The 21773-nt window shown below is 64.0% G+C and carries 24 protein-coding genes; 19 read left to right on the forward strand and 5 right to left on the reverse strand.

The genetic code is table 11. The annotated features are described in order from the left end of the window. Positions 1-97: 97 nt before the first annotated feature. From IVB07_RS07005 to IVB07_RS07020, 4 genes are all read left to right on the forward strand, one after another. Positions 98-466, forward strand: coding sequence for a YciI family protein (locus IVB07_RS07005; RefSeq protein ID WP_026232592.1), 369 nt, complete (start codon positions 98-100; stop codon positions 464-466). Further along, positions 463-1779 carry an RNA polymerase sigma factor gene (locus tag IVB07_RS07010; RefSeq protein ID WP_018453774.1) on the forward strand — a complete coding sequence of 439 codons (1317 nt, stop codon included), beginning with the start codon at positions 463-465 and terminating at the stop codon, positions 1777-1779. The genes IVB07_RS07005 and IVB07_RS07010 overlap by 4 nt, the downstream gene beginning before the upstream one ends. A gap of 95 nt (positions 1780-1874) precedes the next feature. After that, positions 1875-2411 (forward strand): SRPBCC family protein, encoded by a 537-nt coding sequence (locus IVB07_RS07015; protein WP_018453775.1) that lies wholly within the window; start codon positions 1875-1877, stop codon positions 2409-2411. Between the two features lie 38 nt (positions 2412-2449). Next, on the forward strand, positions 2450-2863 hold the full coding sequence (locus IVB07_RS07020) for a VOC family protein (RefSeq protein WP_204512222.1): 414 nt from the start codon (positions 2450-2452) through the stop codon (positions 2861-2863). 96 nt (positions 2864-2959) lie between these two features. Here IVB07_RS07020 and IVB07_RS07025 read toward each other — a convergent pair whose 3' ends face one another. The 3 genes from IVB07_RS07025 to IVB07_RS07035 form a co-directional block, all read right to left on the reverse strand. Further along, on the reverse strand, positions 2960-3313 hold the full coding sequence (locus tag IVB07_RS07025) for a hypothetical protein (protein ID WP_018453777.1): 354 nt from the start codon (positions 3311-3313) through the stop codon (positions 2960-2962). Positions 3314-3747: 434 nt separating this feature from the next. Beyond that, on the reverse strand, positions 3748-4185 hold the full coding sequence (locus tag IVB07_RS07030; protein ID WP_018453779.1) for a hypothetical protein: 438 nt from the start codon (positions 4183-4185) through the stop codon (positions 3748-3750). Positions 4186-4266: 81 nt separating this feature from the next. Beyond that, the gene (locus IVB07_RS07035; protein WP_018453780.1) at positions 4267-5055 is read right to left on the reverse strand and encodes an SDR family oxidoreductase; all 789 of its coding nucleotides are present in this window, start codon (positions 5053-5055) and stop codon (positions 4267-4269) included. A 157-nt stretch (positions 5056-5212) separates the two neighbouring features. Between IVB07_RS07035 and IVB07_RS07040 the strand changes: the two genes are divergently transcribed. The 5 genes from IVB07_RS07040 (at position 5213) to IVB07_RS07060 (ending at position 7980) form a co-directional block, all read left to right on the forward strand. Beyond that, positions 5213-5575, forward strand: coding sequence for a nuclear transport factor 2 family protein (locus IVB07_RS07040; RefSeq protein WP_018453781.1), 363 nt, complete (start codon positions 5213-5215; stop codon positions 5573-5575). Positions 5576-5734: 159 nt separating this feature from the next. Further along, positions 5735-6136, forward strand: a complete 402-nt coding sequence (locus IVB07_RS07045; RefSeq protein WP_247294054.1) for a YciI family protein — start codon at positions 5735-5737, stop codon at positions 6134-6136. 38 nt (positions 6137-6174) lie between these two features. Further along, on the forward strand, positions 6175-6537 hold the full coding sequence (locus tag IVB07_RS07050) for a YciI family protein (protein WP_085394687.1): 363 nt from the start codon (positions 6175-6177) through the stop codon (positions 6535-6537). A gap of 96 nt (positions 6538-6633) precedes the next feature. After that, positions 6634-7374 carry a TetR/AcrR family transcriptional regulator gene (locus IVB07_RS07055; RefSeq protein ID WP_085348908.1) on the forward strand — a complete coding sequence of 247 codons (741 nt, stop codon included), beginning with the start codon at positions 6634-6636 and terminating at the stop codon, positions 7372-7374. A gap of 120 nt (positions 7375-7494) precedes the next feature. After that, entirely contained in the window at positions 7495-7980 is a 486-nt protein-coding gene (locus tag IVB07_RS07060; protein ID WP_018453785.1) for a DUF2852 domain-containing protein, read from the forward strand. Between the two features lie 204 nt (positions 7981-8184). Here the strand turns inward: IVB07_RS07060 and IVB07_RS07065 are convergent, their stop codons facing one another. Next, on the reverse strand, positions 8185-9348 hold the full coding sequence (locus IVB07_RS07065; RefSeq protein ID WP_018453786.1) for an acyl-CoA desaturase: 1164 nt from the start codon (positions 9346-9348) through the stop codon (positions 8185-8187). Between the two features lie 314 nt (positions 9349-9662). Between IVB07_RS07065 and IVB07_RS07070 the strand changes: the two genes are divergently transcribed. After that, the gene (locus IVB07_RS07070; RefSeq protein ID WP_085348906.1) at positions 9663-10430 is read left to right on the forward strand and encodes a serine acetyltransferase; all 768 of its coding nucleotides are present in this window, start codon (positions 9663-9665) and stop codon (positions 10428-10430) included. Between the two features lie 35 nt (positions 10431-10465). Here the strand turns inward: IVB07_RS07070 and IVB07_RS07075 are convergent, their stop codons facing one another. Then, positions 10466-10984: a DUF2231 domain-containing protein gene (locus tag IVB07_RS07075; protein ID WP_018453788.1), complete on the reverse strand. Its 519-nt coding sequence runs from the start codon at positions 10982-10984 to the stop codon at positions 10466-10468. A 496-nt stretch (positions 10985-11480) separates the two neighbouring features. Here IVB07_RS07075 and tolQ point away from each other — a divergent pair, with 496 nt between their 5' ends. The 9 genes from tolQ (at position 11481) to tilS (ending at position 21705) form a co-directional block, all read left to right on the forward strand. After that, entirely contained in the window at positions 11481-12197 is a 717-nt protein-coding gene (gene tolQ / locus IVB07_RS07080) for a protein TolQ (protein ID WP_007596319.1), read from the forward strand. A 43-nt stretch (positions 12198-12240) separates the two neighbouring features. Beyond that, positions 12241-12690, forward strand: a complete 450-nt coding sequence (tolR, locus tag IVB07_RS07085; RefSeq protein WP_018453789.1) for a protein TolR — start codon at positions 12241-12243, stop codon at positions 12688-12690. Positions 12691-12693: 3 nt separating this feature from the next. Further along, positions 12694-13656, forward strand: a complete 963-nt coding sequence (locus IVB07_RS07090) for a hypothetical protein (RefSeq protein ID WP_018453790.1) — start codon at positions 12694-12696, stop codon at positions 13654-13656. A gap of 41 nt (positions 13657-13697) precedes the next feature. Continuing rightward, a complete protein-coding gene (gene tolB, locus IVB07_RS07095; protein WP_026232593.1) occupies positions 13698-15044 on the forward strand; it encodes a Tol-Pal system beta propeller repeat protein TolB in 1347 nt (448 codons plus the stop codon). Between the two features lie 242 nt (positions 15045-15286). Then, the gene (locus IVB07_RS07100; RefSeq protein ID WP_018453792.1) at positions 15287-17617 is read left to right on the forward strand and encodes an EAL domain-containing protein; all 2331 of its coding nucleotides are present in this window, start codon (positions 15287-15289) and stop codon (positions 17615-17617) included. A gap of 162 nt (positions 17618-17779) precedes the next feature. Further along, on the forward strand, positions 17780-18544 hold the full coding sequence (locus IVB07_RS07105; protein ID WP_026232594.1) for a hypothetical protein: 765 nt from the start codon (positions 17780-17782) through the stop codon (positions 18542-18544). A 236-nt stretch (positions 18545-18780) separates the two neighbouring features. Next, positions 18781-19269, forward strand: a complete 489-nt coding sequence (pal, locus tag IVB07_RS07110) for a peptidoglycan-associated lipoprotein Pal (RefSeq protein ID WP_026232595.1) — start codon at positions 18781-18783, stop codon at positions 19267-19269. Positions 19270-19456: 187 nt separating this feature from the next. Next, positions 19457-20515: a tol-pal system protein YbgF gene (ybgF, locus tag IVB07_RS07115; RefSeq protein ID WP_018453795.1), complete on the forward strand. Its 1059-nt coding sequence runs from the start codon at positions 19457-19459 to the stop codon at positions 20513-20515. Positions 20516-20589: 74 nt separating this feature from the next. After that, positions 20590-21705 carry a tRNA lysidine(34) synthetase TilS gene (gene tilS, locus IVB07_RS07120; protein ID WP_018453796.1) on the forward strand — a complete coding sequence of 372 codons (1116 nt, stop codon included), beginning with the start codon at positions 20590-20592 and terminating at the stop codon, positions 21703-21705. Positions 21706-21773 lie beyond the last annotated feature (68 nt).

Consider the following 21773-nt stretch of genomic DNA (forward strand, 5'->3'; position numbering starts at 1 on the left):
ATCTGCCGGATTTTTCTTGCAATTTTTTTCCGCAGCCATGTCGGGGCAAGGCATACTGGATCGTCTTCAAAACAAGCGCTCAGAGAAGGTACTGCCCATGCTTTATGCGATCCTTTGCTATCACGACGAGGACTTCGTCGGCTCATGGAGCAAGGACCAGGACGAGACCGTGATGAAGAAGCTCGCCGTGGTGCAGGAAGGTCTCGCGAAGCAGGGCAGGCTCGGCCCGGTGGCGCGGCTGCTGCCGACCACTGCGGCAGCGACGCTGCGCAAGGAGGACCCGCCACTGGTGCTCGACGGCCCCTACGCTGAGACCAAGGAGCAGTTGCTCGGCTTCTATATCGTGGATTGCAAGAATCTCGATGACGCACTCGATGTCGCCCGCGACCTCGGTGCCGCCAATCCCGGCGGCGCCTACGAGGTGCGCCCCGTCGGCGTGTTCAGTCCCGGAGGGAATCTGAAATGAGCGAAGCCGATACCGCCTGGATCGAGACCGCGCTGACCTCGGCGCGCCCCCAGGCGGTCGGCGCGCTGCTGCGCTATTTCCGCGATCTCGACACCGCCGAGGAGGCCTTCCAGAACGCCTGCCTGCGCGCGCTGAAGACCTGGCCGCAGAACGGACCGCCGCGCGATCCCGCCGCCTGGCTGATCATGGTCGGCCGCAACGTTGCCATCGACGAGGTGCGCCGCACCCGCAAGCAGCAGCCGCTGCCGGAGGACGACCAGGCGATCTCCGATCTCGACGACGCCGAGGGCGCGCTCGCCGAGCGGCTCGACGGCTCGCACTACCGCGACGACATCTTGCGGCTGATGTTCATCTGCTGCCATCCAGGGCTGCCGGCAACGCAGCAGATCGCGCTGGCGCTCCGCATCGTCTGCGGCCTGACGGTGAAGCAGATCGCGCGCGCCTTCCTGGTGTCGGAAGCGGCGATGGAGCAGCGCATCACGCGTGCCAAGGCCAAGGTCGCGGAGGCCGGGACGCCGTTTGAAACGCCGGGCGCGGTCGAGCGCTCGGAGCGGCTCGCCGTTGTCGCGGCGATGATCTATTTGATCTTCAACGAGGGCTATTCGGCGAGCGGCGACACCGCCGAAATCAGAAAGCCGCTGTGCGAGGAAGCGATCCGGCTGGCGCGGCTGCTGCTGCGGCTGTTCCAGAGCGAGCCGGAGATCATGGGACTCACGGCGCTCATCTTGTTGCAGCATGCGCGCAGTGCCTCGCGCTTTGCCGCGGATGGCTCGCTGATCCTGCTGGACGACCAGGATCGTTCGCTGTGGAACGGCACGATGATCGCGGAAGGCCTCGCGCTGATCGACAAGGCGATACGCCATCGCCGCAGCGGGCCCTACCAGATCCAGGCCGCGATTGCTGCGCTGCATGCCCGCGCCTCCACGCCTGAGGAGACCGACTGGGCGCAGATCGACCTGCTCTATGGTGCGCTGGAGGTGGTGCAGCCCTCGCCGGTGGTGACGCTCAACCGCGCGGTCGCGGTTTCCAAGGTGCGCGGACCGCAAGCCGCGCTCGACCTGATCGAGCCGCTGGCGCCAAAGCTTGCCAACTACTTCCATTTCTATGGCGTGCGCGGCGCCTTCCTGATGCAGCTCGGCCGCAACGACGAAGCCCGCATCGCCTTCGACCGCGCCATCGCCCTCGCCAACACGTCCGCAGAAGCCGCTCACATCCGCATGCATCTCGATCGCCTGATCCGGGACAGCCAGCCCAAGGGCGCCAATGGCGGCGCCAGGCAAGACGCTAAGGTCGAAGGCGCAAAGGTGAAGTAGGGAGCGCCTGCCTGGGGCATAACAAATTTTTCCGCTTCGCCTTGTCGGGCCCGGTCCCCTCCCTTCGTCCTAGGAGCGTATCCAGGGAGCCATTCATGCTGAAAGCCATTGCCGTCATCGCCATCCTGCTCGCGGTCGGAATCGTGGGCGTGCTCGGCTTTGCCCTGACGAAGCCCGACACATTCCGCGTCGAGCGCAGCCTCGCCGTGAAAGCGCCGGCCAATGCAGTCTATCCCTTGGTTGCCGATTTCCATCGCTGGACGGCCTGGTCCCCCTACGAGAACCGCGATCCTGCGATGAAGCGGGCGTTTGGCGGCACCGCGCAAGGCAAGGGCGCGACCTATGCCTGGGACGGCAACAACAATGTCGGCGCCGGCCATATGGAGATCCTCGAGGCGAGTGCGTCGTCAAAACTACGCATCAAGCTCGATTTCGAGCGGCCTTTCGAAGGCCACAACACCGCCGAGTTCACCTTTGTGCCGCAAGGCGATGCCACACTGGTCACGTGGGCGATGTCCGGTCCGGCCCCGTTCCTGTCCAAAGTCATGCAGGTGTTCGTCAACATGGACAACATGATCGGCAAGGATTTCGAGGCGGGCTTGGCCAGCCTGAAGAAGCTCACCGAGAAGTAGCGCCGTCACCCCGAACCAAAGCAAAAAGGAGAGAAACGATGCTCAATCCCTATCTGTTCTATCAGGACACCTGCGAAGCGGCGTTCAATTATTACGCCAAGGTTCTCGGCGGCAAGATCGACGCCATGATGCGTTCTTCGGACGCACCGCCGGACATGGCTGCGGCGCCCGGCCGCGAGAAGACGATCATGCATGCGCGGATGTCGCTGCCCGACGGCAGCGTGCTGATGGCCTCCGACGCACCAAGCGAACATTTTCACAAGCCGCAGGGCTTTTCGATCTCGCTCACGGTCGCGGACCCGGCGGAGGGCGAGCGCAAGTTCAACGCGCTCGCCGATGGGGGCAACGTCACCATGCCCTTCAGCAAGACGTTCTGGGCCAAGGGTTTTGGCATGTGCGTCGACAAGTTCGGCATTCCCTGGATGGTGAACTGCCCGGCCGAGGAAATGTGACAGGCGCGATCGCCTGACGCGCTGAACGGCGATCCCCTCTCCTCTACGATGCGGGAGAGGGGCGCCCATGAGGACGTCGCGTCGACCGCGTGCCCCTCAGCGGATCGATCCGGTCACGTCATTGCTCGGTGGCTGGGAGGAGGGAACGCAGCGCGGACAGATCACGAGCTTTGTCCCGAGCTGCCTGTCATTCTCCGCTTCGATTTCGTCATGGATTGCCCACCACGCCGGGGAGTACGGGCGCAAGGTGCCGAGGACTCTCTCCCGCTCCTGATTCGGATCACTCGCCGCGGGAGCTTGGGTCGCCACGCGACGCTTGATCCCGGAGGGACGGTTCGGATCCTGACCGAGGCCGTCCCATGCGATCGGACGGCGATCCTGCGCAGGCGCGACCACGCATCCCATGAGCGTTGCGCAAAAAGTGAGCAAGACGAAGCCGTGTCGGATCATGCCGGACCCTTGGGTGTTGTATGCGACGCGCCAAGTCCGCTTACCGAAGCTTGCGTCGCACCGCTCAAATGGAACCTAAGGGAAACGCGTGGCCGACATGGCCGAATATGAATTCTGCTGTCGCACCACATTGCGAGAGCAGTGAGGCCGCTTCGTGAAATGATGCGGACCGCATCGCACAACAACTGGCGCAATATTAGGCTGTGAACTCCGGGACAGAATCGTTATTTATTCCGTCATAAATTCTAAAAACTGGGGCGGGCGGACTTGGAAGGGGAGCGACCGATGGCGGCGGCGCTGCAGATCAACTTTGCACTTTGGGGTATGCTCATCTGCGCGAGCATGGAATTGACCGAGTTGATCCAGAGTTTTTACTAGAGCTCTCGAAGCAGGTGACCGGCGCAATTTTGCCGGGCACTCGCGTCCGTCGATCATCACCGGCAGCGCGGATAGATCGCGGCGAGGTCGCGTCCCTTCAGCAGAAGCAACCGCGACGAGAGGCCGCCGCGGCGACTGATCCAGTCGCGCACCGGGCCGGGATAGGCCGCAAGCACCGCATCGGATGCTTCCGGCTCGGCGTAGAAGCGTCCGCGCCGATCGACCGAGCGCGCCGCATGGAAGCCGAGCACGGCGCGTTTTGTCACACAAATCCGCTCGCCCGGCACGATGCTCAGTACCAGTGTGCAGGCGGACAGGCAGGGACCGTCGATCACCACGCGCTCGCCGCTCTCGCGCACCTTCTCGAACAAATCGAGGAACGGCCCGACCTGTCCACCGGGCGACTGGATGATGCGGATTTCGGCCGAGGCAGGTGTGGCGGCGAGCAGCGCGGATGCGAGGATCAGGGCCCTGAGAAAGGTGACGCGCCGCATGAAGCCTCCGCGAATTCGAGTCCGTAGGATAGGCCGACGAGAAGAGGTGGTAACGCTTCGCTAGGCCAACCTACGCGGTGCCTACCCGTTCCTCCGCTCGCCGCGCAGCGTCGGCAGGCCGATGCCTGCCGCATCGAAGCCGCCATCGACGGCCAAAATTTGTCCGGTGATGTAGCTCGATCGTTCCGAGCACAGGAAGTAGATGGCTTCGGCGAGTTCCTCTTCCAGGCCGTAGCGGTTGAGCGGAATGGCGTCGTGATAATCGGCGCGGATCTCGCTGGTGTGCACCTGCTTCGCCATCGCGGTGTCGACCGGTCCCGGCGCGACCGCGTTGACGCGGATGTTGAGGGACGCGAGCTCAACCGCGAGCTGCTTGGTAAGGTGCGCGAGGCCGGCCTTGCTGGTGCCGTAGGCCGAGCGCAGCGTCGAGGCGCGCACTGCCGAGATCGAGGTGATGTTGACGATGGCGCCGCCATTGCCGTCGCGCATCAGCGGCACCGCCGCCTTGGTGCAGAGGAACGGGCCGGTGAGGTTGACCTCGAGCACGCGCCGCCAATCGGTCTCCGACGTCTCCATCAGCGGCGCGAACACGGCAACGCCGGCATTATTGACGAGCGCATCGAGCCGGCCAAACCGCTGTTCGACCGTCGTCATCGCGGCGGCAACCGCGGCTGCGTCCGAGACGTCGCAGGTCAACGCCAGCGTGGCCTCGTCCCGGCCGATCTCGGCGACCGCGCAGCCGAGCAACTCGCCCTCGATGTCGATCAACGCCACCCGCCAGCCCTCGCTCAAAAACTTCTTCGCGGTCGCAAGCCCGATGCCACGCGCGGCTCCGGTGACGAGGGCAACGCGGTGCGGGGTAGGGGGCATTGGCTGATCGGTCCTTATGAAAGATTGGGTCGCGCAAACGCGAGCCTCTTTTTACTTCGCTTTCGTCCCGACGAGGAAGGCCTTAACTCGAAGGCACGATGTCGGGACGGTCCTCGATGGATCGTCTTCCAGGGGATCATTGCCAGGGAGATCCGCAATGTCCAACCACGAGCGCCAGATTCGAGACCTTTTCGCCGCTTATCTCGGCAACGACCGGCAACGGGTCGCCGACGCGTTGGCGGACGATTTTCGCTTCACCAGCCCGTTCGACGACGATCTCGACAAGGCGGCTTATTTCGAGCGTTGCTGGAGGGACACCGGCTGGATTGCGCGGCACGACATCGAGCGGATTTTCGTCCAAGGCGACGAGGCCTTCGTCACCTATCTCTGCCTGGCGACAGATGGCAGGAGCTTTCGCAACACCGAGTTCTTCACCTTCGCCGGCGGCAAGATTCGCTGCATCGACGTCTATTTCGGCGCTGCCCGGCAGGACGGGCGTTTCCTGCCGCAGGCGCGCTAGGGCCAGCCAATAATCGCCAGAATAATTTTCGTCACCTGTCGGTTTCGTCAAGGTTCCTTCGTCTTGGAGGTGAGGGTGGGCGGCCCGGGCCGTCGCTCCGCCCATCCGGAGTGGCGCCTCGGCGCGCAACCCGAACGAAAAAGCACGCAAGGAGTGCTCATGCGATTCATGATGCTGATGATCCCGCTCGGCTACGAGACCGCGGCGCCCGACGTTCAACTCGATCCCGAGCGGGTCGCTGCGATGATGCGCTACAACGAGGCGCTGAAGGACGCCGGCGTGCTGATCACGCTCGACGGCCTGCACCCGCCCTCGATGGGCGCGCGCGTCTCGTTTGCGGCCGGCAAGCCCATCGTGACCGATGGTCCGTTCGCCGAGGCCAAGGAGGTCCTGGGCGGCTACTGGATGATCGAGGTTGCCTCGCGTGCCGAGGCGATCGCCTGGGCCAGGCGGTGTCCGGCCGCACCGAACGAAATCATCGAGATCCGTCAGGTGCAGGAGATGAGCGACTTCCCGCCTGACGTGCGGGAGGCCGCCGGTTTCGGCGACCTGAAGAAATAGCCGCAGCTTCGTCTATCCATCACCAAAGGAGAGAACCGATGAGCACCGACACCTATCTCGCCGTTTTCCTCGGCAGCAAGACCAGTTCCAAATGGACCGCATGGAATGCGATGCCCGAGGCCGAGCGCAAGGCGAAAGAGCAGGAGGGCATGGCGGCGTGGAAAGGCTGGGTCGAAAAGCACCAGGGCGCGATCGAGGCCATGGGCGGCCCGCTCGGCAAGACCAAGAAGGTCGACGGCAAGGGCATCGCCGACATCGCCAACGAGATGGGCGCCTTCACCGTGGTGCGCGCAGCGTCCCATGAAGCCGCGGCGAAGATGTTCGAGAACCACCCGCACTTCACGATCTTCCCCGGCGAACGCGTCGAGATCATGCCGGTGCTGCCGATCCCTGGCGGCTAGGATCTCGGGCCGCCTCGCCGGACCGGGAAGAATACGGGCTGATCAACCCGTCGCCGCTAGTGACCTTCACCGCCGGCTCATGTAAAGGTCGTTCACATGAGCTGGCGCAAGGAGACGCGCCGCGCCGAGCGCGGCTATCACCACGGCAATCTGAAGGAAGCCCTGTTGCAGGCCGCCCTCGGATTGATCGCCGAGAAGGGCGCGGCCGGCTTCACCTTTGCCGATGCCGCGCGCATGGCCGGCGTCAGTGCGGCGGCGCCGTACCGGCATTTTCGCGACCGTGAAGAACTGCTGTCCTCGATCGCGCAGCGCGGCTTCGAGCAGTTTGAATCGCGCCTGACCGCGGCTTGGGACGACGGACGGCCCGACACCGTCACGGCGTTCGAGCGTGTCGGCAGGGCCTATCTCGCCTTCGCCCGCGAGGAGCCCGCGTTCTACAACGCGATGTTCGAATCTGGCCTCCCGGTGGATGCCAATCCGGCGCTCCAGGCGGCCAGCGAGCGTGCTTTCAACATCATTCGTGCCGCGGCGGAGCGGCTTGCCGCGCTGGCGCCGCCGGGCACGCCGCGGCCGCCGGCGATGATGATGGCGCTGCACATCTGGTCCATGGCGCATGGCGTGGCCTCGCTGTTCTCCCGCGGTGACGCCGCGCGTCGAAAGCTGCCGATGTCGCCGGACGAGCTGCTCGAAGCTGAGGTGCTGATCTATCTGCGCGGTCTCGGCTTCCCGACCGATCGCCGTCCCCCGGCGAAAAGCGCCGAGCCGCCGCCGGTGCCGCCGGAGGCATCCTCCGGTTCAGGCGTGCCGCCCGGTGGTCCCTGGGGCAAGCCGAAATAAAGTTACCCAAATAATTGCCCCGCCCTGTCAGGCGGTCGGCTTGACAAAACCGCGGGATGATCTACCTATGTAAATGTTATTTACATTCACAACGGCGCTGATGCCGTCATGGAGAGGGAAATGGCCTACACCGCTGATGTCAATCGATGGCGCGGCCCTTCGGACCAACAATACGAGCGCCCCCACATGCTCAATACGCCCTGGCATCCCGGCTGGATCGCCGTGACCATCCTCGGCTTCATCATCTGGTGGCCGATCGGACTTGCCCTTCTCTTTTTCACACTCGGGAGCAGAAGAATGTCGTGCTGGAGCAACCAGGATCGCTGGCAGAACAAGATGGAGCGGATGCAGTACAAGATGGATCGTATGCGCGGCCGCATGGAGCGCCACGGTTTCGGCTTTGGCTTCGGTCCGCCCTCGAGCGGCAACCGCGCCTTTGACGAGTACCGCACCGAGACATTGCAGCGGCTCGAGGAGGAGCAGGTCGAGTTCAAGAACTTCCTCGACCGTCTGCGTCACGCCAAGGACAAGGAAGAGTTCGACCAGTTCATGGCGCAACACAAGACACGCCCGACCCCGCCGCCGACCGACCAGCAGCAAGGTTGATCTCAAGCTTGATCTCGGGACTGACGCCTCTCAAAGCCGTCAGGCGCATGCCCCCAAAGTCCTGATGGCCCCGAGCCGCCCGCCTGCGCAACCCGCAGGCGGGCGGTTTGATTTTGGGAATGCGCGTCAGGCTGCCGCGACCGTCCGGATTGCCTTGGTTTGGAAAAGTCTTGATCTGGAAAGTCCTGGTCCAGAGAGACTTGGTCAGCGCGCCGTGGCGAGCTGCGCGCGAACCGACTCCAGGAAGTGTTCGTAGGCATAGTCCACGATCTCGTTCAGTGATCGCGTTCGCGCAAACATCGCCTTGGCCTCGGCGAGAAACTCGTCGCGGGTCGGAATCTTCGGCAAATGCAGATGCGTCAGTGCATCGACACCTTCGTGCGCGCGACTCAGGATGTCGTGCAGCGTCGGCAGTTGCAACTGGGCCAAATCGGCTCGGCGGAGCGCCGACGAAATCGCATGCGCCAGGGTCTGCGCATCGAACCGTCCGGCAAGCTCGCGGGCCGCCCGGTTGATGACGCGTGCGCCAAGCGGCTGCTCGTTGCGCAGCACCTGCTCGGGTGGCGACTTCATGTTCCAGACGATGCCGAACCAGGACAGCACCTTCAGGATGTAATAGGTGACGTCGATTTCCCACCAGCGAAAACCCTGCCGCACGCTGCTCTGGTAGGCGTGGTGATTGTTGTGCCAGCCCTCACCGAGAGTGAACAAGGCCAGCAGCCAATTGTTGCGTGAATCATCGCCGGTCACGTACCGCTTGCGTCCATGCACGTGGGCGAGGGAATTGATGCAGAAGGTCGCGTGATAGACCAGCACGGTGCTCCACAGGAAGCCGACGACGAGACCGGACCATCCGCCAACCAGGAAGCAGAGCGCAGCCAGCGTGACGGCTGGCAGGAGTTCCAGGCGATGCAGCCACATCAACTCCGGATAGGCGGCGAAATCTCCGACTTTCACGAGGTCGGTGCCATCGTGCTCCCTGTAAAAAATCCAGCCGAGATGACTGTAGAGGAAGCCTCGATGACGCGGCGAATGCACGTCGTCTTCGGTATCGGAATGCAGATGATGATGTCGATGCTTGGCCGCCCACCACAAAACGCTTTTCTGCGCGGTGCTTTGCGCAAGCCAGGCCAGGATGAACTGAAACACTCGACCGGTCGCAAAAGCCCGATGGGAGAAATAGCGGTGGTAGCCTGCTCCGATCGCAAACATACGGACGACATAGAGTGAGGCGCAGATCGCGATGGCCTGCCAGGTAACGCCGGTCCAGATCGCAGCAATGCAGCCGAGATGGACCAGCAGGAACGGCAGGGCGGAGGGATACATGATGTCGTCGTGTTGGTCGTCAGCGGGGGCGTTGGGCGACATGTATTGGCGTGACCTTGGAGGACGGGGATTCGGGATTCGCTTCGGCAGCACTGAGGGCCGCTGTGTGCGACAATCCCGGGGATGGCGGACCACTGCGGGGCTTTGAACGAGATGCTTTGCCTGAGCAACCCGGGCCAGCGCGGCAGCACGAACCTGAGACCATAGCTACGGGCGGAACTCGGCTGCCTCCATATATATGATCCCGACTGCTTGGCATGCAAGCTCGTAGCCTCACGGGGTGCGTGGCGCGCGGGCTGCCGACGGCCTATAGCCGACAGTGAAAAGGAAGCGTCAAAATACCGCAGGCAGCAACGATGGCGGAAGCGGCGATGATGGCGAGCGAAACCCTCTGGCAGAAGATCCGCGACGAGGCGCAGCGCACCGCGGCAGCCGACGCCATATTCGGCAAGGCTCTTGTCGGACTCATCCTCGTCCATGACGATTTTACCGCCGCACTGTCCGACCTGATCGGACGCCGGCTTGGCGACAGCGAGGTCGAACGCGCGCGCTTCACGACATTTTCCCGCGACGCCTTCAATGGTCAGCCGGATCTGATCGAGGCGGCCGGCCGCGACTTGCAGGCCATCGTGCTTGGCGATCCCGCCATCAGCGGAGTGTTGGCGCCGCTGCTGCACTTGAAGGGCTACGTCGCCTTGCAGGCGTGGCGCGTCTCGAACTGGCTCTGGCATCACGACCGTGGTGACGCGGCGCTGCTGTTTCAGAACGAGGCGTCGAACGTCCTGCAGGTCAGCATTCATCCGGCGGCGAGCTTGGGATCGTCGGTGTATCTCGACCACGCCACCGGCATCGTGATCGGTGCCGATGTGGTGATCGGCGACGAGGCCACCATCCTTCAGAACGTCAGCATCGGTCGTGGCACGGAACTGCCGGCGCGCTCGCCTCGCATTGGTCGCGGCGTGTTCATCGGCTCCGGCGCGACAATTCTCGGCAACGTCAGAATCGGCGATTTTGCAAAGATCGGCGCCGACACCGTCGTGACGAGCGACGTGCCCCGGGGCTGCACCGCAATCGGCAATCCGGCGCGGCTGACCAATTGCCCAGAGCCCGCTTCCGCGGCCTGACTCGCCGTCACGTCATCAGGCGACGTGCTCCTCGTTCACGCGGCGCGGCGGCGGCTCTCGCCGCCATGACGCGGGCTGACCGGCTCCGAACTGGTCTGGCCCGGCGCGTCCAGCACCGCGACGTGATGCCGGTAGACCAACTCCCAGCCCTTCCAGCCCGTGAAAAGCAGAATGCCGACCACGACCAGGGACAGCGCCACGCCCCACGGCTTGATTGCAGCTTCCGCGCCTTGCGCGTAGCGGAGGTAGAAATTGATCAGGGCCAGCACGACGGCTACGAGATTGCCGATCATGTGATACCAGGCGTCATTGAGGCTGCGGATGCGGGCATCGCTGAAGAAGTCGGTGAAGCCGGCCACGGCCGCAACGAGCGCCATCACAATACCGGCGCCGATCAGCCAGATCGCGGCTCTGGCCCAAAAGCCGTCACCGGTGCCGATGAAGGCGAGATCGGCGATGGGCGCGCCGACCAGGAAGGCGACGGGGAACGGGATGATCATGGGGTGGAGCGGATGATCGCCGACCGCGGCGGTCGTCTTGGGGTTGATGCTCATGGCAAAACCTCGCGAGAAGTGATTTTCCAGACAATTTTTCGGACGGAGGCTGGTTCCTCTGACCGGGATAGCGGGCTCCGCTCCTGATGCGCACGGGAAAGCGGAACTCTGCTGTCCCGGGCGCAGCGCACCGTCCCGTCGGGAACACGGCCCGCCCGCCGCGCCTCCCATCCCCCTGTGCGACCTCCCTTTCCCGCACTCAAATTCGTCTGCGGTAACCCAGCATTAACCATCGCCGGGCTCTGGTAATTGCGGACAATCGCGCGCCCAAAGCCTGAAGTCTGAGCCTTGGGGTCGGGCCCATAGTTTTGACATCTTGGCAGGGAATGCAGGCGGCCGGCTTTGGACGAGCCCTGCACCCCAGAAAGACAAGGCTTTGAGCGGGCTTGCCGGCCGCGCCGGTTCTAGCGCGGCTATTGGGGAACCGGCGGCCATTTGCTGGCCGGGACATTAGGTCGGGACATCAGGTAACGATCGCCTTGAGAGGATACTGCTTATGAATCCGGCCGACGTGGCTCAGTCAGCCCTTCCGGTTGCCGCTTCCGCGGACGTGTCGCTGATCGCGCTGTTCTGGCAGGCTCACTGGATCGTGAAAGCGGTGATGCTGGGGCTTCTCGCCTGCTCGGTCTGGGTCTGGGCGATCGCCATCGACAAGATCTTCCTGTTTGCCCGCACCCGCCGCTCGATGGACCGTTTCGAGCAGGCTTTCTGGTCCGGCGAGTCGATCGAGGACCTCTATCGCACGCTCTCGGCCAAGCCGACACATTCCATGGCGGCCTGCTTCGTCGCCGCGATGCGCGAGTGGAAGCGTTCGTTCGAGAGCCAGGCCCGCTCGGTCGCAGGCCTTCAGATGCGCATCGACAAGGTCATGAATGTCTCGATCGCCCGCGAGGTCGAGCGGCTGGAACGCCGGCTGCTGGTGCTCGCCACCGTCGGCTCCGCAGGCCCCTTCGTCGGCCTGTTCGGCACCGTCTGGGGCATCATGTCGAGCTTCCAGTCGATCGCGGCGTCGAAAAACACCTCTTTGGCGGTGGTGGCCCCTGGCATCGCGGAGGCGCTGTTTGCGACCGCCGTCGGCCTTATCGCCGCCATTCCTGCCACTATTTTCTACAATAAGTTCACCTCCGAGGTGAACCGGCAGGCCCAGCGGCTCGAAGGCTTCGCCGATGAATTTTCAGCCATCCTGTCGCGCCAGATCGACGAGCGGGGCTGACGGACGGCATGTATAGTGTGAAGGGCAATTTGGGCACCAGACCATGGGCATGAACGTTGCGAGTTCGTCCGGAGGCGGTGGGCGCCGTGGCCGGCGCAAGCCGGTCGTGGCCGAAATCAACGTCACGCCGATGGTGGACGTGATGCTGGTGCTGCTCATCATCTTCATGGTCTCGGCGCCGATGTTGACGGTCGGCGTGCCGCTCGACCTGCCGCAGACCCAGGCCAAGAGCCTCGAAAACAACGACCAGAAGCCGATCCAGATGTCGGTGGACATCAAGGGCAAGGTGTTCATCAACGACGCCGAGATCGCGATCAACGAACTGATCCCCAAGCTGAAGGCGATCACGGACGCGCGCGGCGGGCTCGAGGAACGCATCTATTTGCGTGCCGACAAGAAGGCGGATTACGGGACGGTGGCCAAGGTCATGGGCCAGTTGTCCGGCGCAGGCTTCAAGAAGCTGGCGCTCGTCACGGAAGCGGATCAGGGGTAAACCGTGAAGGTGAAGGTCGACAAGACACTCGTTGCGTCGATTGCCCTCCACGTCCTCGTGCTGGGATGGGGGCTCGTCACCTTTAGCAGCAGGGCTTTTGTGCCGGCGGAAGAGTCGCTGCCGATCGACATCATCTCCACCGATCAACTCGCGCAGATGATGTCGGGGCAGAAGACCGGCGACAAGAAAGAGCCGAAGCCGAAGGTCGAGAAGATCGCGGAAGCCAAGCCCGAGGAAGACGCTGTCGGCAAGGTCACCGAGAAGAAAGAGCTGATCAAGACCAACTCGACGCCGGAGCCGCCGCCAAAACCCGTGGAGAAGCCGGTCGAGAAGAAGCCCGAGCCGCCCAAGCCCGTCGCTGAGGCGAAGCCCAAGGAAGAACCGAAGCCGCCGGAAAAAAAGCCTGACCCGGCCAAGGAAGATCCGATCGCCGAGCTGCAGAAAAAGCTCGAAACCAAGAAGCCGCCGCCCAAGCCGCCGGAGCAAAAGGTCGCGGCGGTGCAGCCGCAACAGCAGCTGCCGAAGCCCAAGGAGCGCAGCTTCGATCCCGCGCAGATCCAGCGCGATCTCGACAAGCGCGCCGCGACCCGGCACGAACTCGCCGGCTCGACGCTGAATGCGTCGGCCTCGCTGGGATCGACGACCGGAACGGCCGCCAACAACATTGCGACCTGGCGGGGCGCGTTCCAGGGGGCGGTGAAGCGCTGCTTCACGCCGACCTATAACGGCCAGGATGCGGATCAATACGAAGCCGACATCGACATTCCCATGAAGATCGACGGATCGCTCGCGTCCGAGCCGATCGTCGTCGCGGTGAGGGGACCGTCGCGATCGATCGCACAGGCGGTGGCGGAGAGTGCCAGACGCGCCATCGTGCAGTGTCAGGTCTATTCGTTCATGCCGAAGCAGCAATACGAGAGCTGGAAGCTCATTCCGATGACTTTCGGCCTGAAAGACATGTTGTGACATCCGAACAAAAGAATTTTGCGATGAATGACGTTCGATCGATGAACCGCCGCCGCTTCATGACCCTGACCGGATCGACGCTCGCGATGCTGGGGGGCGGACAAGCCTTGGCCCAGCAGCCGCAGGGACGGCTCCGCATCGATCCCACCGAGTTTCGGCCGATTCCGATTGCGATCACCAATTTTGTGCCGGGCTCGCCGGCCGACGGTGACGTCGGCAACGGCGTCACCCAGGTCATCACCAACAATCTGAAGCGCTCGGGCCTGTTTGCGCCGGTCGACCAGGCCGCCTTCATCGAGCGCATCAGCAACATCGACGTCGCGCCGCAGTTCGAGAACTGGAAGACCCTGAACGCGCAGGCCCTCGTCACCGGCCGCATGACGCGGCAGCCGGACGGCCGCCTCAAGGCTGAATTCCGCTTGTGGGACGTCGTCACGGGCCAGCAGCTCGCCGGCCAACAATATTTCACCTCGCCGGAATATTGGCGTCGCATCGCCCACATCATCTCCGACCAGATCTATGAGAAGCTGACCGGCGAGAAGGGCTATTTCGACAGCCGCGTGGTGTTCGTTGACGAGACCGGGCCGAAAGAGCGCCGCGTCAAGCGGCTCGCGATGATGGACCAGGACGGCGCCAATGTGCGCTATCTGACCCGCGGCTCCGACCTCGTGCTGACGCCGCGCTTCTCGCCGAACTCGCAAGAGATCACCTACATGGAATTTGGCCAGGGCGATCCGAAGGTCTACCTGTTCAACATCGAGACCGGCCAGCGCGAGATCGTCGGCAACTTCCCCGGCATGACCTTTGCGCCGAGGTTCTCGCCGGACGGCCAGCGCGTCATCATGAGTCTGCAGCAGGGCGGCAATTCCAACCTGTTCGTGATGGATCTGCGCTCGCGCTCGACCACGCGCCTCACCGACACGCCCGCGATCGACACCTCGCCTTCCTACTCCCCGGACGGCACCCGCATCTGCTTCGAGTCCGATCGCGGCGGCAGATCGCAGATCTATGTCATGGCCGCGGGCGGCGGAGCGGCGCAGCGCATCTCTTTCTCCAAGGACGACAACAACGCCACCTATTCGACGCCGGTGTGGTCGCCGCGGGGCGATTACATCGCCTTCACCAGGCAAGGTGGCGGGCAGTTTTCGATCGGCGTGATGAAGCCGGACGGCTCCGGCGAACGGCTTCTCACCTCCGGCTATCATAACGAAGGTCCGACCTTCTCGCCGAACGGCCGCGTGCTGATGTTCTTCCGCGATCCGGGCGGCAGCGGCGGGCCGTCGCTGTTCTCCGTCGACATCTCGGGGCGCAACGAGCTGAAAGTGCCGACGCCGGGCTTCGCCTCCGACCCGGCATGGTCGCCGCTCTTGTCCTCGACATCGGGCTAGCCGCCGCCCCCGGCGCGCGATGATTTGACCGCGCGCCTTTTCCGAAAACTTGGCGAGATGTTTCCCCGCGATAATTGTTCTTTAAGGTTGCACTAGGCAAACTTTTCCCATGGGTTTGTTTCTATTGATGTATTCCGACTATTGGTCATTCAAAACAACTCGACTTTAACGATGTTCCCTCAGAAAGACTTCATACCGGATCGGTAAAACTGCGCTCCAGACAGGACGCGCGTAAACACCAGATGCAGTTTGCAAGTCAGAGCGGAGAGCCGGAACAGCGGCCGCCGAAAACTTCGGCGGCGCAAATCGATTCGCTGTTCGAAGCGCCTGGCCCGTTGCTGGCGGGACTCATTTTCGTGTCGATTGGTGCGGCCCTCACCGCGCTGAGGACGGGCGAGCCGCTGATCTGGGCGTGCGTCGCACTTCTGATCCTGGCCGGGACCGCGCGGGCGATCGACCTGCGCCTCTATCAGGCACGTCACGCGGTCATGACCGTCGAGGCGGCCGCACGCTGGCAGAAGCGCTATCAGATCGGAGCAAAGATCCAGGCGGCTGCGATCGGCATCTGGTGCGCCACCACCCTGTTGGCCACGGACGACGCCGTGGCCCACATGATCGCCTTGTCCGTCACGACCGGAATCGCGGCAGGCGGCGCGGGCAGGGCATATGGCCGGCCTGCGATCTTCCACCTCCAGGCCGTGCTGATCTTCGGCCCGGCCGTGCTTGCCTTGGCGCTGCGTGGAACACCCTACTACATCGCGATGGCGCTGGTCAGCGCCGCGTTCCTGATGGCGATCATGCAGCTCTCGGTGAATCTGCATCGAATCTTCATGGGAGCGGTCGTGGCACGTGAGCGTGAAGCCGCGCTCGCCGGCCAGTTCGATACGGCTCTGAACAACATGCCGCACGGCCTCTGCATGTTCCGCGTCGACGGACAGCTGGCGGTCATGAACCACCGCTTCGGCGCAATGATGAATCTGCCGGAAGGTCTCGCGCAGCGCGGGGTCAACGCGCGTGACATCGTCGCGGCGTGCGTGAGCGCGGGATCCATCTCCGCTGGGAGCGGCGAGCGAATCGTCGCGGACATCGAGAGTTCGCAAGCCAAGGAGATCATCACCGCCGATCCCGATACGCAGCGAAACCGGTCGTTGTCCTGGACTGTCCAGCCGATGGCTGACGGTGGCGCGGTGGTGCTGCTCGAGGACATTACCGAGCGACGTAGCGCCGAGGCCAAGATCACGCATCTGGCGCGCTACGACGACCTCACCGCGCTGCCCAACCGCGTTCATTTCCGCGATGAGATCGAAAGGCTGCTGGCGATCTCGCACGGCGCCGAGCGCCTGTCCGCGCTGCTGTTCGTCGACCTCGACCAGTTCAAGCAGGTCAACGACACGCTCGGCCATCCCTGCGGCGACCAGCTCCTGTGCGCGGTCGCCAACCGTCTGCGCGAGATGCTGCGCCCCGAGGATTTCGTCGCCCGCTTCGGCGGTGACGAATTCGTCGTGTTCCAGGAGAACATCTCCTCGCCCGAGGACGCCGCTGCGCTGGCGCGCCGGATCGTCGAACGGCTGAGCGAGCGTTACCGCATCGACAATCATCTGGTCGAGATCGGCGCCAGCGTCGGCATCGCATTGACCTTGCCGGAGGGCATCAGCGCAGACACGCTGCTCAAGAATGCCGACATGGCGCTGTACCGGGCCAAGGCCGACGGCCGCGGCACCTTCTGCTTCTTCCGCGACGAGATGGCGGCGACCGTCGAGGCGCGCCGCATCCTCGAGCTCGATCTGCGCAAGGCGCTCGCCAACGAGGAGTTCGAGCTGTTCTATCAGCCGCTGGTCAATCTGAAATCCGGCAAGATCACGACGTGCGAGGCGCTGCTGCGCTGGAATCATCCGGTGCGCGGCACGGTCTCGCCGATCGACATCATCCCGGTCGCCGAGGACATGGGGCTGATCGTCGATCTCGGCCGCTGGATCCTGCGCCGCGCTTGCATGGAATGCATGAAGTGGCCGGAGGGCGTCAGCGTCGCCGTCAACTTCTCGCCGCAGCAATTCCACCAGCGCGACGTCTTGAGCGAAATCCGCTACGCGCTCGAGGTTTCGGGGCTCCCGGCGCATCGGCTGGAGATCGAGATCACCGAATCCTCCCTGTTGCGCAACACCCAGCTCACGCACGACATCCTGTCGCAATTGCATGCGATCGGCGTGCGCATTTCGCTGGATGATTTCGGCACCGGCTATTCGAGCCTCAGCTACCTGCACAATTTCCCGATGCAGAAGGTGAAGATCGACCGCTCCTTCCTCGAGGGCATCGATGCCGACCGGCCGCTGACGCTGCTGCGCGGCGTAGCGCGGCTGTCGGCCGATCTCGGCATGGCGGTCGTGGTCGAGGGCATCGAGACCAATGATCAGCTCGAGTTGATCAGCGCCGACGGCACCGTGACCGAAGGGCAGGGCTATCTGTTCAGCCGGCCGGTGCCGGCAGTCCGGATTCGCCAATTGCTCAATGCCTCGCATGGCCGCCGCGGGGCTGAGGACCACATCGTCATGGTGTCCTCGCGATCGATCGCCTGATCTTTCTCCGCCTCGCTCCTTCAACGCATTTAGCTCTCGTTCGCCCGTGTTTTTGCGGGCTGCAAAGGTTAACCCTAACGTTTCTAAGCCTTTGCAATTCCGTTAATGAACCATTAATCTCCTCACACTCGCAGAAGTTGCTTTGGAGTGTAGGGGTACTGGATGACGTCTGGAGCTGAACCGCAAACGGTGCTCCTTCCGCGGGGAGCCGCTCTGTTTGACCGCATCGATTACCGCCTGATCGAAACTCCCGAGGACCGAGACAACCTCTATTTGATGCGGTACCGGGCCTATCTGCACGCCGGTCTGATCGAGCCGTCGGAGTCGCGGCGCGTAACCGATCGCTTCGACGATGCGCCCAACACCTGGAATTTCGGGGTCTATGTCGATGGAGAGCTCTGCAGCTCCGTTCGCATTCACGTCCTGACGTCGGACTGGCGGATGTCCTACACGACCGAAGTGTTTGGCGACGTGCTGCATCCCCGCCTCGACCGCGGCGAAGTTCTCATCGATCCATGCCGGTTTGTTGCCGATCCCGAAAAGCACCAGCGTTTTCCGGAGCTGCCCTATCTGACGGTGCGGCTGGCCTTTGTGGCCTGCGATCATTTCAACGCCGATACCGGGCTGGCCATGATCCGGACCGACCACCAGGCGTTTTATCGTCGCATCTTCCTGCACGAGACCATTTCACCGGAGCCACGCGGGTTTCCGGGCTGGCCCACCAAGAAGGCCGTGCTGATGGCGTCCGATTTCCGGAACCAGCGGGAAAAGGTCCTGACGCGCTTTCCGATCATGCGCTCCAGCGCGTTTGAGCGGCGCATGCTGTTTCAACGCAGCAGCCCCCGCCAGGCTGCCGCGCGCCCGGTGTCGCTGGCCACGCAGCGGCCCCCGGACGTAGCCGTCTCGGCAACGGGTTCTGCCCGCTAGGCCCCACGCGACGAGCCTAAAATTCCAGCAAAGGCCGCGGTTTTTGCCGGTCGTTGCGGCTTGCCTTCACCGTCGCGCCACATTTACAACCCATTAACCATGACGGTTGCTTTTCGCTGGTTGGGGGCATTTGACCGGCTGTGGCAAGGTTCCATCAAGGTTGACGGAACGTTCGCTTAACCAACCCCCTGTAGACCGGACAGCAGTGGACGAAACGTGAGCGTGGAGGCTCCGGAATGAAACATCCTATGCGCATCCTCCAGGGATTGAAGCTGGCCGCGGTGCTTGCCGTCGCGTTGTCGATGGGTGCCTGCGCCAACAAGAACTCTGCCACGGATGCGATGGCCAACGCGGCGACGCCGGGCAGCCAGCAAGACTTCGTCGTCAATGTCGGCGACCGCGTGTTCTTCGAAAGCGACCAGACCGATCTGACCCCGCAGGCGATCGTGACCCTGGAGAAGCAGGCGCAGTGGCTCCAGAGCTATCCGCGCTACAGCTTCACCGTCGAAGGTCATGCCGACGAACGCGGCACCCGCGAATACAACATCGCGCTCGGCGCTCGCCGCGCCCAATCGGTGCGTTCGTTCCTCGCCTCGCGCGGCATCGATCCGAACCGCATGCGCACGATCTCGTACGGCAAGGAGCGGCCGGTGGCCGTTTGCAACGACATCTCCTGCTGGTCGCAGAACCGCCGCGCCGTCACCGTGCTGAACGCGAGCTCCTGACGATCGGTCAGGCGCCGTTCATCTTCAGATAGCGATTATGCCGGCGCCCTCTCGGGCGCCGGTTTCGTTTCAGCGATCTGTGACAGAAACCCGTTTGTTACAGTCACAGTTTTGGCGTACTCCCCTTCAATGTGTGGCGCGTCGAATGTTCGGTCGCAGGCCATTTCGCTTTCGTCGTCAGGGCAAGATGTCATCCAGATTTAAGGTCTTCACCGGCACCGTGGCGATCGCCGCGCTGCTTTCGTTGTGCTCGCCCGCCCTCGCACAATCGGACGATGCAGATCCCGAGATGCGGATCGAGCGGCTGGAGAACCAGCTGCGCCAGCTCACCGGTCAGAACGAAGAGCTGCAATATCGCAACCGCCAGCTCGAAGAGCGGCTAAGAGCGCTCGAGGGCGGCGCGCAAGCTTCGCCCGGCCAGACGCCGGTCCAGCCCAATGTCGCGGCCATGCCGCCCGCACAAGCCGCGCCGGCCTATCGCCAGCAGCCGCCGCACCAGCAAGCGGCCCAGCCGAATTACGAGCAGCCGCAGATCGCCTCTCCGGCACCGATCGTTCAGGAGCAGCCTGCGCCCGGCGCGCCGGGCACGCGCCGCCGCGGCGATGCCTTCGACCCGAACCAGAGTCCGAATGCGCCGGGTGCGCCGCGCGCGCTCGGCGGCGGGCAGCAACCGATGCCTGCAGGTGCCCCGAGCGGCGCGCCCGGCGGCCGTGGCGCCGGCGAACCGCTTGATCTCGCCAACAGCGGCCCCCGCTATCCGCAGGCGGTCGGGCCTCAGGCTGCGCAGCCCGGCTATCCGCCGGTCTCATCCGGCTCTCCCGCGCCATCAGGCGGCACGGGCCTTGCGACCCTGCCGCCCTCGGCAACGCCGCGCGACGAATTCGACCTCGGAATCGGCTACATGCAGCGCAAGGACTACGCGCTGGCCGAGCAGACCATGAAGAATTTCTCGCAGAAATATCCGAGCGACCCGCTGCTCGGTGACGCGCAATACTGGCTCGGCGAGAGCTATTTCCAGCGCCAGCAATATCGCGACTCCGCGGAAGCCTTCCTCGCCGTCACCACGAAATACGACAAATCCGCCAAGGCACCGGATGCCCTGCTGCGGCTCGGCCAGTCGCTGGCGGCGCTGAAGGAGAAGGAGGCGGCGTGTGCCGCCTTCGGTGAAGTCGGGCGCAAATATCCGCGCGCTTCCGCCGGCGTCAAAGCTGCGGTCGACCGCGAGCAGAAGCGGGTGAAGTGCTGAGGCGCGGCGATTGATCCTGACAAGACGGATGGCGCTGCGCTAAACAGTGTCCATCCGCGGACGATTGCAGTGTCATGTCAGAGGACAATTCACCGATCTCGGCGCGTGAGGCCAAGCGCCTCTTCGCAGGCCTGAAAGGCGCGCAGGGACTGCTGCTCGCGGTCTCCGGCGGGCCCGACTCGGTGGCGCTGATGTGGCTTGCGGCGCGCTGGCATCGCAGCCTTTCGCGCGGCCCGCGTCTCACCGTAGTCACCATCGACCACGGCTTGCGGCCGGAGGCGGCGCGCGAGGCGCGCGCGGTCAAGCGTCTCGCAACCGGGCTTGGCCTGCCGCACCGGACCGTGCGCTGGCGCGGGGCAAAGCCGAAAACGGGACTGCCGGCCGCCGCGCGCGAAGCTCGCTACCGCCTGCTTGTGCAGGCCGCGCGCCTCGCCGGTGCGAGCCACGTGCTGACCGCCCACACCCGCGACGACCAGGCCGAGACCCTGTTGATGCGGCTTGTGCGCGGCAGCGGATTAGCCGGGCTGTCGGCGATGGCCCGTCTCACCGAGCGCGACGGCGTCGTTCTTGCGCGTCCACTACTCGATGTTCCGAAGTCGCAGCTGATCGCGACCTTGAAGCGGGCGAAGATCGGCTTTGCCGACGATCCCACCAACCACGACGCTGCCTTTACCCGGCCGCGGCTGCGTGCGCTGCTGCCGCAGCTCGCGGCGGAGGGCGGTGATGCCCGCAGCCTGGCTCGGCTCGCGGCAAGGCTGGCGCGCGCCAATTTGGCCGTCGAGGTGCTGACCGATGGAGCCGAGCGCTTCCTCCGTTTGCGGGATCGCGGCGATGCGCCGCAGGCCGGCGTTCGAAGCTTCGAGGCCTCCGGGTTTGCCGCCCTGCCGGAGGAGGTCCGGCTGCGGATCCTGCTGCGGGCCATCAACGCGTTCGGGCATGAGGGGCCGGCGGAACTCGGCAAGGTCGAATCCCTCCTGGCCGTGCTCGATCAGGCCATTGCCGCAAGTGCCCGCGCACCCGCAAATGGCCGGCCGGCCCTGAAGCAGACGCTTGCGGGAGCCTTGATCAGCCTTGCCGGGGGACGTATCCGCATCGCCCCGGCGCCGGCCCGGCGCAAGGGTGGATCAAGGGTGGATAAGGGCGGATCATGGCACCGGCCATTTCGAGACCGCGCCGTGAGGACACCTTAACCAGGCAGGAAAAACCCGGATCCGGGCGCCATTATTTCAGCGGGAATCGGACTAAGATGGGCTAAATA

The organism is Bradyrhizobium sp. 172 (genome assembly GCF_023101065.1).
GTDB classification, from domain to species: Bacteria; Pseudomonadota; Alphaproteobacteria; order Rhizobiales; family Xanthobacteraceae; genus Bradyrhizobium; species Bradyrhizobium canariense_D.